Genomic DNA, 10358 nt, shown 5'->3' with positions numbered 1-10358 from the left:
CGGACAGCCCGGTGACCCGCAGCGTGATGTTGAGCCGGCCGCCGGACATCCCGGTGACGGCGGGGTCGCCGGTACCGGGGTGGATCCGGGGCACCCCGTGGTAGGCGAACCGGGAGGGGCCGCCGAAGACGAAGAGGTCCCCGGAGGCCAGCTCGACGTCGGTCCACGGCCGGCCCCGGTGAGCGGTGTTGCCGAACCGGAAGAGACAGCTGTCGCCGATGCTCAGCGAGACCACCGGGGCGTCCGAGCGTTCGTCCCTGTCCTGGTGCATCCCCATGGCCGCCCGGGCGTCGTAGAAGTTGACCAGGGCGGTGTCCGGGTCGTAGCCGTCGCCCGCGGCGGGGTCCCGGTAGGCGTCCACCAGCGCCCGCCGGCCCAGCTCGGCCAGCCAGCCGGGGAAGTCGGCGACCCGGCCGCCCCCGTGGTCCACGGCCGTGCGGGTGTACCGGTAGGGGCTCCAGTGCCAGCCGACGCAGACCGTCCGCACCGACATCACACCGCCGCGGGGCAGCCTGGTGTGCCGCATCGGAACCGGACCGGCCGCCCAGCCGCGGCAGGCCGCGACCAGCTCCCGCTGACGCTTCTGGGGAAGCCAGCCGGGCAGGTGCACAGCCCCGGGGGCGACCTCCCGGGGATGCCCGGCGGTCGCGTCGAACAGCGGCAGTACGGTCATGCGGTGCCCTCCCCGGCTGGTCGCGGTCCTGCCTCCATGGTCCCCCGGGCGGCTCCGCCCCGTCGCCCCGCCGTCGCCGGGCGGCGGACCGGACGGCCCGTCGCACGGGAGGCGGCGCCCTGTCTGGTCGAGAATGGGCAGCACGGAAGCACGACGGCACGGAAGCAGGAAGCACGGAAGCACGGAAGCGCGAAGGTACGAAGGCACGGATCGGCCATCGGACTCGGGGAGCACGGTCGCGGGCATGGGACGACGGGCACGGCAGGCGTGGACAGCGCTCTGGGACCGCTTCACGGCCTCGGACCCGGGGCTGATCAGACTGCTGGCGGCCTGCAACACGGTCGGCGCCATGCTGTTGCTGCTCGCGGTGCTGGCGGCGGTGCACACCCCCGTGCCGCTGCTGGTGGTGGGTGCGGTGACCACCCTGGCGTGCTCCTTCGCGGCCGGTGAGCCCCGGCTTCGCGACCAGGCGGTGACCCAGGCGCTGGGCCTGCCGACCGCGCTGCTCTCGGTGGCCCTGGCCTCCGCGCTGGTCTCCCACCGGGTCGCCGCGGACGTGGTCTTCGTCGCGCTGATCTTCATCGCCGTCTATGTGCGCCGCTACGGGCAGCGCGGCACCGGGCTGGGCATCATCGCCTTCCAGCTGTTCTTCGTCTCCCAGTTCGTGCAGGCCGGCCCGGCCGCGCTGCCGCAGGTGTGCGCGGTGGTCGCGACCGCCTTCGCGGCCGGGGCGGTCGTACGGTTCGGCGTGGTGCGGGCCACCCCCGAGCGGACCCTGCGGCGGCTGCAGCACGCGTTCCGGGTACGGCTGGGCCGGGTGCTGGACGCCCAGGCCGAGGCCGCGGCCCAGGGCGCCCGCGCGCCGCTCCCGGACCGCACCGGCGTGGAGCTGAGCCGCAGCACCGCGCGCCTGCACGAGTGCGCGCTGATGATCCAGAGCCGACTGGAGGCGGGCACTCCCGACGCCGCCACCGCCGGACTGGTGCAGCGCCGCGTCGCCGAGGCGGAGATCGCCGCGGAGCGGCAGGGCATCCTGCTGCTGCGCGCCCTGCAGCAGGGCCCTGGTGGGCGCCGCGACTACACCCTGGACATGCATCTGCTCAGCCGCGGGCCCACCGGCCCGGCGGCCCGGCCGACCGGCGCGGACTCCCACCCGCCGTACGTCCCCGCCCCTCCCGACGCCACGGCGCTGCGGACCCTGGAGCGGGAGCTGCGGGCCCTGCGGCTGCTGGTCGGCCGCCCGCCGGCGCAGCGCCGGGGCACCGGGTACGCCGTGGTCCGCAACCGGCTGCTCGGCTACCGCGACGACCACCGGCTGCCGCAGGCGTCGCCCGCCGTCCGTGACGCCTTCCGGGCGGTCGGCGAACTCGCCCGCGCCATGCTGGGTCTGCACGTCGCTCTGGACCGCGAGGGCGACTCCGCCGACGACAGCCCCGAGACGGCGCGCTCCCGGGAGGAGCTGGAGGCCGAGGACGCCAGCCTCGCCGCCGTGGAGCAGGAGGAGCCGGCGGACGAACCCGGCACCCGCGGTCTGCGCCGCCCCAGCACCCGCGCCGCCTGCCAGGTCGCGGTCGGCTCCGCGCTGGCCATCCTGGGCGGTGAACTGCTCTCACCGCAGCGCTGGTACTGGGCCGTGCTCACCTGCTGGGTGGTCTTCATCAACACCTCGTCCACCGGCGAGATCCTGATCAAGGGCTATCGGCGGCTGATCGGCACCGTGGTGGGCGTCGTGGCCGGGCTGGCGCTGGCCGTCCCGGTCGGCGGGGACCCCCGGCTGGCCTTCGCGCTGGTGATCGTCTGCATCTTCGGGATGACCTTCACCGCGCCGCTCTCGTACACCCTGATGTCGTTCTTCGTCACCATGATGCTCGGCCTGCTCTACACCCTGCTGCACACCTTCAGCACCGAGGTGCTGGTGCTGCGCATCGAGGAGACCGCGCTGGGCGCAGCCTCCGGGCTGATCGCCGCCGTACTGGTGCTGCCCGTGGCCACCGGCAGCCGGACCGACGAGCAGCTGGCCCAGGTGCTCCGGCGGCTGGACGAGGTGTTCGCCGCCGCCGTCTGCCGGCTCAGCGGCACCGGCGTCCCACCCGGCACGGAGCCCGCGGGGGACCTGCTCACCGCGGCCCGCGCCCTGGACACCGCCCTGGACGGGCTGCGCCGCGCCGTGGGCCCGCTCACCCACCCGGTGAGCCCGCTGCGTGCCAGACGCCGCACCGCCCGCTATGTGGTGGGTCTGCTGGAGACCTGTGCGTACCACGTCCGCAGTCTGGCGGCCGTCGCCGAGCAGCTTCCCCAGGGGCAGCTCACGGAGAGCCTGCGGATCGGCACCGACCCCCGGCTGACCGGTGCGTCGCAGCGGATCCGCGGCAATCTGCGGACCCTGCTCCGCCGCGTCGAGGGCTGCCGGGAACGCCCCGCCCTGGAGACCGGCCCCAACATCGCCGCACTGCTGGGCGACCGGGCCGAGGGCTCGGTGGCCCTGCGGGTGCTGCGCCACCTCCAGCGGCTGGACGAGGCCGTCCTCGGCCTCGGCAGGCCGCTGGGTCTCGCCACCGTGTCCGGTGGCGAGACCCGCCGCGACCCGCAGCAGGACGTCCCCGTCTGACCGCGGCCCCGGCCGCGGACCGGGCTCAGCCGCGCAGCTCCAGCACCTCCGCCAGGCGGCGCCAGCCCGCCCTCGGCAGGGCGCCGCGGCCGCTGTCGTCGACGACCTGCAGCGCCACATGGTCCGCCCCGGCGGCGTGGAACTCGGCGACCCTCTTGCGGATCTCCTCCGGCCCGCCCCAGGCCACCACCGCGTCCACCAGCCGGTCGCTGCCGCCGTCGCGGAAGTCGTCCTCCCCGAAGCCCAGCCGCTCCAGGCTGGCGGTGTAGTTGGGCAGCACCAGGTAGTACGAGAGGATCCCGCGGCCGAGGGTGCGCGCCCGCTCCGGGTCGGTCTCCAGGATCACCTTGAGCTCCGGTGCCAGCAGCGGCTCCGGACCCAGCTCCGCCCGCGCCTGCGCGGTGTGCTCGGCCGTCACCAGATAGGGGTGGGCCCCGGCGGCGCGCTCCGCGGAGAGCGCCAGCATCCGGGGGCCGAGGGCCGCCAGCACGCGCCGTCCGGCCGGTACCGGCTCGGGCGCGGCGTCCAGGGCGTCCAGATAGGCCCGCATCGCCGAGAAGGGCCGCTTGTAGTCGGCCGCCAGCTTGGCGTGGCTCGCCCCGATGCCCAGCAGGAAGCGGCCCGGACGGTCCCGCTCCAGCGCGGCGGTCTCGGCGGCCACCGTGGCGGCGTCGTGCTGCCAGATGGAGAGGATGCCGGTGGCCACCGTGACGGCGGAGGTGGCCTCCACCACGCGGCGGCCGTGCGCCACCGAGCTGCTGCCGCCCAGCCACAGGGCGCCGTAGCCCAGCTCCTCCAGTTCCGCGGCCGCCTCCCGGATCTCCCCGTCGGCGGCCGGGTCGTCGGAGCGCAGCTCCGCGCTCCAGATGCCGAACCGTCCCACTGCCTGCCTGAGCGCCATGACCGTGTCCCCTCGCTTCCGGTTGTCTCCACCACGGCCAACCGTCGCCGCCGGGGGTGTGTTCCCCGGACGGGGGCCGCCGCGGCGGTCTCGCCTGGCGGGCGCATGTGCCCGCAGGCCGTCCGATCCCGCACACTCTTCCCCATGAGCTTCCAGATCACCGCCGCCGCGCCGGAGCACCCCGGCCTGCTCCTCGAACTGCCGTGGCAGGTGCCGCTGGAGGAGTGGCCCGCCGAGCAGCTGGTGGCGCTGCCCCGCGGCATCTCCCGGCACGTGGTGCGGTTCGCCCGGGCCGGCGGCGAAGTGGTGGCGGTGAAGGAGGTCGGCGAGTTCAATGCGGTGCGCGAGTACGGGCTGCTGCGCGACCTGCACCGGCTGGGGGTGCCGGCCGTGGAGCCGGTGGCGGTGGTGACCGGCCGCACCGACGGCGGGGACGAGGCCCTGGAACCGGTGCTGATCACCCACCACCTCAAGGGCTCGATGCCCTACCGGGCGATGTTCGAGACCACCATGCGGCCCAGCACCGTCAGCCGGCTGCTGGACGCCCTGGCGGTGCTGCTGGTCCGGCTGCACCTGGTGGGTTTCGCCTGGGGTGACTGCTCGCTCTCCAACACCCTCTTCCGGCGGGACGCCGGCGCCTACGCCGCCTATCTGGTGGACGCGGAGACCGGCCAGCTCCAGCCGCAGCTCAGCGACGGCCAGCGGGCGTACGACATCGAGATCGCCCGGGTCAATGTCGCGGGTGAGCTGATGGACCTGGAGGCGGGCGGCTCGCTGCACCCCTCCGTCGACCCGATCTCCTTCGGCGACGCCCTGGCGGCCCGCTACGGGGACCTGTGGCACGAGCTGACCCGGGCGTCGGTCTACTCGCGCAACTTCCGCCACAAGATCGACGACCGCATCCGCCGTCTCAACGAGCTGGGTTTCGACGTCGCCGAGATGCAGATCCAGCACTCCCCGGACGGGGCCAAGGTCACCATCCTGCCCAAGGCCGTGGACGCCGGGCACCACCAGCGCCAGCTGCTGCGCCTCACCGGCCTGGACGCCGAGGAGAACCAGGCCCGCAGCCTGCTCAACGACCTGGAGACCTACACCGCCCACCAGGACGACTTCGAGCCCGGCGATCCGCTGAGCGCCAGCCGCGAGGTGGTGGCCCACCGCTGGGTGCGGGAGGTGTTCCGGCCCACGGTGCGGCTGGTCCCCAAGGAGCTGCGCGCCCGGATGGACACCGCCCAGCTCTACCACGAGATCCTGGAACACCGCTGGTACCTCTCCGAGCAGGAGAAGGGCGACGTGGGCCTGGAGCGCACGGTCGACGACTATGTGCGCAACGTCCTGGTGAAGATCCCCGACCCGGTGGCCACGCTGGACGACTGAACATCCCGCCGGGCCGTGACCGGGCCGGGGCTTGCCGGGCGGGCACTGCCCGACAAGCCCCGGCCTGCGGCCGGGCCGTCGTCGTGACTGCGGGCGGTCAGTCCAGCGGGGCCACCCGGCGGCCGGTGGCGGCGTCGACCACCGTGATGGCCTCCACCGGACAGAACTCGGCCGCGTCGGAGAGGCCGTCGGACGGCACGGTGGTGTCGCGGCGCGGCCGGGACTTCCCGTCCGCGTCCAGCTGGAAGTCGCCCGGGGCGGCGCCCGCGCACAGGCCGGTGCCCACGCAGCGGGCCCGGTCGACCCGGACCACCAGCTCCCCGGCCGCGCCCGGGCCTGCGGGGCCGCTCACCAGACCACCGTCAGCCGCTGCGGGCTGCGGGTGATGCTGCCCAGCCGCCAGTCGATGTCGGCGACCGGTTCGGCGAGCCGCAGCCCCGGCAGCCGGTCGGCGAGCCGGTGCAGGGCGAGCTGCATCTCCATCCGGGCCAGCCAGGCCCCCAGGCAGTGGTGCGGTCCGGCGCCGAAGGTCAGGCTGGGGGCGGCCAGCGGCGCGAACAGGTCGCCGAACTGGCCTTCGGCGTAGACCTCGGGGTCGCGGTTGGCGATCTGGCTCTGCACTGCGACCACCGCGCCGGCCGGGATGGTCACCCCGCCGACCTCCACCTCCACCGACGCCCGGCGCACGGTGCCGGGCAGTTCCTTGGGCTCGCCCAGCGGAATGGCCCGCAGCAGCTGCTCCACGGCGGCCCCGGCGGCCTCCTCGTCCGTGCCCAGCCGGACCCAGCTCTCCGGCGCCTCGCTCAGCAGGTACACCAGCGCATTGCCCAGGGAGGTCATGGTGGTCTCATGGCCGCCCACCACCAGGCCGCAGACCAGGCTCACCAGCTGCCGCTCGGGAATGGACCCCTCGGCCTCGGCCGCCGCCAGCAGACTGCTGACGAGGTCCTCGCCCGGTTCGCGGCGGCGTTCGGCGATCAGCTGCGCCGCGAAGGCGCCGAACTCCCGCAGCGCGGCCGCCACCTCCTCGGGGGTGTGGCTGGAGTCGGAGAGTGCCAGATTGCTCCAGTGCCGCATCCGGTCCTGGTCCAGGCCGTCCAGCGCCATCAGCCGGGAGATCACCGCGACCGGCAGCGGGGTGCTGAAGCCGGCCACCACGTCGGCCGGCGGCCCGCTCTTCACCAGGTCGTCCACCAGCTGCTCGACCACCGAGGCCACCCACGGCCGCCAGCGTGCGACGGCCCGCGGGGTGAAGGCGCGCTGCACGGTGCGGCGCAGCCGCTGGTGGTCGGGGCCGTCCTGGTTGAGCAGCGAGTCCGGGTCGTCCAGCAGGTTGGGTGTGCTGGTGAGCGGGGGAGCGTCCGGTGCGTACAGCAGGGCGCGGCCGAAGGCCGGGTCGGTGAGGACCTGCCGGGCGTCCCGGTGGCGGCTCACCAGCCACACCGGGGTGCCGTTGGGCAGTGCGGCCTGCCGGGGCGGGCCGGGCTCGGCGAACCGCAGGCAGTGCAGCGGGACCAGCGGCTGCCCGGGGACGGCCTGGCCGGGGGTGACGGACATACGACCTCCTGGCCCCGAGGGCCTGGGAAACGACGAATGGCGCGTACCTGACGAAACGTTAGACGCAGGCCCCCGCGCCCGGCCAGAAGCCAAAACCGGCCATGAACCACCCGGGCGGGCCCGGGGGCGGTCAGGTCCGCCGGCCGGGGCGCCGCCCGGGCGGCTGCCTGGGCTCCGGCCGGGCCGGCGCGGCGAGGATCGGGAGGGTCTGGGGATCCTTGTCGGAGACGGTGACCGCCTGCCCGTAGTGGGTCACCTCCAGGGGGGCGCCCTCCACGATGCTGTAGACGGCCGTGTCGGCGGTGATCTCCACCCGCAGCCGCCGGCTGCGCACCATCACGGTGAAGGTCAGCCTGGCCAGCTTCTCCGGCAGCCGCGGGGCGAACGCCACCGTGTCCCCGCGGTGCCGCATCCCCCCGAAACCGTAGACCAGCGCGATCCAGGTGCCGGCCAGCGAGGCGATGTGCAGCCCGTCACGGGTGTTGTGCTCCAGGTCCTTCAGGTCCATCAGGGCCGCCTCGCCCAGATAGTCCCAGGCGAGCCGCAGATGGCCGACCTCGGCGGCGATCACCGCCTGGCAGCAGGCGGACAGCGAGGAGTCACGCACCGTCAGGGGCTCGTAGTAGGCGAAGTTGCGGGCCTTCTGCTCGTCGTCGAAGGCATGGCCCTGCAGCAGCATCGCCAGCACCAGGTCGGCCTGCTTGACCACCTGCTTGCGGTAGATGTCGAAGTACGGGAAGTGCAGCATCAAGGGGTACTGGTCGGGCTTGGTCCCGGCGAAGTCCCACACCTGGTGCCCCGTGAAGCCGGCGGACTGCTCGTGCACCTGGGCGGTGGCGTTGTACGGCACCGTCATCGCCTCGGCCGCGTCGCGCCAGGCGGAGGTCTCCTCGTCGTCCACCTTCAGCGCCGCCCCCAGGTCGGGGTGGCGCTCCACGATGTCGGCGGCGGCCCGCAGGTTCGCCTGGGCCATCAGATTGGTGAAGGTGTTGTCGTCCGAGATCGCGCTGTACTCGTCCGGACCGGTCACCCCGTCGATGTGGAACCGGCCGTGGTGGTCGTGGTGGCCGAGCGAACGCCACAGCCGGGCCGTCTCCACCAGCAGCTCCACGGCGGTCTCCCGCTCGAAGGCCTCGTCGCCGGTGGCCGAGACATAGCGCACCACCGCGTCCGCCACATCGGCGTTGACATGGAAGGCCGCGGTGCCCGCCGGCCAGTACGCCGAGCACTCCTGGCCGTCGATGGTCCGCCAGGGGAAGGTGGCGCCCTGCAGCCCCAGCTGGCGGGCGCGCTCCCGGGCGGCCGGCAGGGTGGACTGCCGCCAGCGCAGCGCCTCCGCCACCGCGCCCGGGGAGGTGTAGGTCAGCAGCGGCATCACAAAGGTCTCGCTGTCCCAGAACGAGTGCCCGTCGTATCCGGACCCGGTGAGGCCCTTGGCGGGGATGGCCCGCTCCTCGGCCCGGGCGCCCGCCTGCAGCACGTGGAACAGCCCGAACCGCACCGCCTGCTGGATCTCCGCGTCCCCCTCGACCTCGACGTCCGACCGCGCCCAGAAGTCGTCCAGATAGCTGCGCTGCTGGTTCACCAGTCCCTGCCAGCCCGTGGACGAGGCACCGGCCAGCGCGGCCTCCACCTGGTCCCGTACGGCCGGCTGGGAGCGGACCCCCGACCAGCCGTAGGAGACCAGTTTCTCCACCCGCAGCGCGGAGCCCGGCCTCAGCACCGAGGTGACGGTGAGCCGGGCCACGTCCGGGCTGCTCTCACTGGTCGTACGGGTGGTGTCCGGGCCGCTGATGAAGTGGTTGGCCGCCGCCGCCACCCGCAGGCCGCTGCGGGACGTGCAGTGCAGCAGCCGCATCCGCTCGCCGTGGGCGTAGTTCTCCTCGGGGCCCAGCGGCGACTCCAGCGCCGCCGACACCCGCGGGTCGCCAGCGGCCTGCGGCAGCTGCTCGTTGGCCACCAGCTCGGACTGGACCACCACCCGCACCTCGTCGTCGAGCGGCTCCACCTCGTAGGCCACCGCGGCGATCGCCCGCTGGGTGAAGGAGACCAGCCGGGTGGAGCGGACCTGCACGGTGATCCCGGCGGGGGAGGTCCACACGCAGGAGCGGTGCAGCAGTCCGCTGCGCAGGTCCAGCACCCGTTCGTGGGAGCGCAGCTTGCCGTAGCGCACATCGAAGGGCTCGTCGTCCACCAGCAGCCGGATCACCTTGCCGTTGGTGACGTTGATGACCGTCTGGCCGGACTCCGGATAGCCGAACCCGGCCTCCGCGTACGGCAGCGGGCGCAGCTCGAACACCCCGTTGAGATAGGAGCCGGGCAGCCCGTGGGGCTCCCCCTCGTCGAGGTTGCCGCGCCAGCCGACATGGCCGTTGGAGAGCGCGAAGACCGACTCGCTCTGCGGCAGCACATCCAGGTTGAGTTCGGTCTCGCGCAGGCTCCACGGCTCGACCGCGAACGAGGGGTGGGTGATCACGCCTTCTCCTCCAGCAGCTCCGCGAGATCCTTCACGACCGTGTCGGCTCCGTGCCTGCGCAGCTCCTCGGCCTGCCCGACCCGGTCCACGCCGACGACGTAGCCGAACGCGCCCGCCCGCCCGGCGTCCATCCCGGCCAGGGCGTCCTCGAAGACCGCGGCCGCGGCCGGCTCCACGCCCAGCTCCCGGCCGGCCTCCAGGAAGGTGTCGGGGTGCGGTTTGCCCGGCAGCTTGCGCTCCTCGGCGACCACGCCGTCGATCCGCACCTCGAAGAGGTCCTCGATGCCCGCCGACGCAAGGACGTCACGGCAGTTGGCGCTGGAGGAGACCACGGCGGTGCGCAGTCCGGCGGCCCGTACCGCCTCCACGAAGCGGACCGAGCCCGGGTAGGCCTCCACCCCCTCCTGGCGGATCTTCTCCAGCACCAGGATGTTCTTGCGGGTGCCCAGGCCGTGCACGGTGTCCCGCTCGGGAGGGTCGTCCTCCGATCCCTCCGGCAGTTCGATGCCCCGGGAGGCCAGGAAGGTGCGGACGCCGTCGGCGCGGGGCCGCCCGTCGACGTACTCGTCGTAGTCGGCCACCGGGTCGAAGGGACGGAAGCCGGCGCCGTCGCGACGCCGCAGGAAGTCGTCGAACATCTCCTTCCAGGCGGCGGCGTGCACGACGGCGGTCCTGGTGAGCACACCGTCGAGATCGAACAGGCAGGCCCGGACGGTGTCCGGCAGACCGAGTTTCGTCATGCCTCCACCCTCCCCCGGCCCCGCAC

8 protein-coding genes are annotated in these 10358 nt (G+C 73.9%); 2 read left to right on the top strand and 6 right to left on the bottom strand.

Annotation, left to right across the window (positions count from 1 at the left end):
- Window positions 1-673, bottom strand: a 673-nt coding sequence (locus AOK09_RS30840; protein WP_055590525.1) for an alpha-ketoglutarate-dependent dioxygenase AlkB family protein, incomplete at its 3' end; no start/stop codon positions are given.
- Window positions 674-917: 244 nt separating this feature from the next.
- Between AOK09_RS30840 and AOK09_RS30835 the strand changes: the two genes are divergently transcribed.
- A complete protein-coding gene (locus AOK09_RS30835) occupies window positions 918-3281 on the top strand; it encodes an FUSC family protein (RefSeq protein ID WP_055590524.1) in 2364 nt (787 codons plus the stop codon).
- A gap of 25 nt (window positions 3282-3306) precedes the next feature.
- Here AOK09_RS30835 and AOK09_RS30830 read toward each other — a convergent pair whose 3' ends face one another.
- The gene (locus tag AOK09_RS30830; protein ID WP_055590523.1) at window positions 3307-4182 is read right to left on the bottom strand and encodes an LLM class F420-dependent oxidoreductase; all 876 of its coding nucleotides are present in this window, start codon (window positions 4180-4182) and stop codon (window positions 3307-3309) included.
- A 144-nt stretch (window positions 4183-4326) separates the two neighbouring features.
- Here AOK09_RS30830 and AOK09_RS30825 point away from each other — a divergent pair, with 144 nt between their 5' ends.
- Window positions 4327-5559, top strand: coding sequence for a DUF4032 domain-containing protein (locus tag AOK09_RS30825; RefSeq protein ID WP_055590522.1), 1233 nt, complete (start codon window positions 4327-4329; stop codon window positions 5557-5559).
- A gap of 97 nt (window positions 5560-5656) precedes the next feature.
- Here AOK09_RS30825 and AOK09_RS30820 read toward each other — a convergent pair whose 3' ends face one another.
- From AOK09_RS30820 to AOK09_RS30805, 4 genes are all read right to left on the bottom strand, one after another.
- Window positions 5657-5911 (bottom strand): ferredoxin, encoded by a 255-nt coding sequence (locus AOK09_RS30820; RefSeq protein ID WP_063796124.1) that lies wholly within the window; start codon window positions 5909-5911, stop codon window positions 5657-5659.
- A complete protein-coding gene (locus AOK09_RS30815; RefSeq protein WP_055590521.1) occupies window positions 5908-7116 on the bottom strand; it encodes a cytochrome P450 in 1209 nt (402 codons plus the stop codon). The genes AOK09_RS30820 and AOK09_RS30815 overlap by 4 nt, the downstream gene beginning before the upstream one ends.
- 130 nt (window positions 7117-7246) lie before the next feature.
- Window positions 7247-9592 carry a glycoside hydrolase family 65 protein gene (locus AOK09_RS30810; protein WP_055590520.1) on the bottom strand — a complete coding sequence of 782 codons (2346 nt, stop codon included), beginning with the start codon at window positions 9590-9592 and terminating at the stop codon, window positions 7247-7249.
- On the bottom strand, window positions 9589-10332 hold the full coding sequence (locus AOK09_RS30805) for an HAD family hydrolase (protein ID WP_055590519.1): 744 nt from the start codon (window positions 10330-10332) through the stop codon (window positions 9589-9591). The genes AOK09_RS30810 and AOK09_RS30805 overlap by 4 nt, the downstream gene beginning before the upstream one ends.
- Window positions 10333-10358 lie beyond the last annotated feature (26 nt).

It is taken from the genome of Peterkaempfera griseoplana, assembly GCF_001418575.1.
Taxonomy (GTDB): Bacteria; Actinomycetota; Actinomycetes; order Streptomycetales; family Streptomycetaceae; genus Peterkaempfera; species Peterkaempfera griseoplana.
The sequence above is the reverse complement of the archived record's forward strand: the minus strand, read 5'-3'. Positions and strand labels throughout refer to the sequence as shown.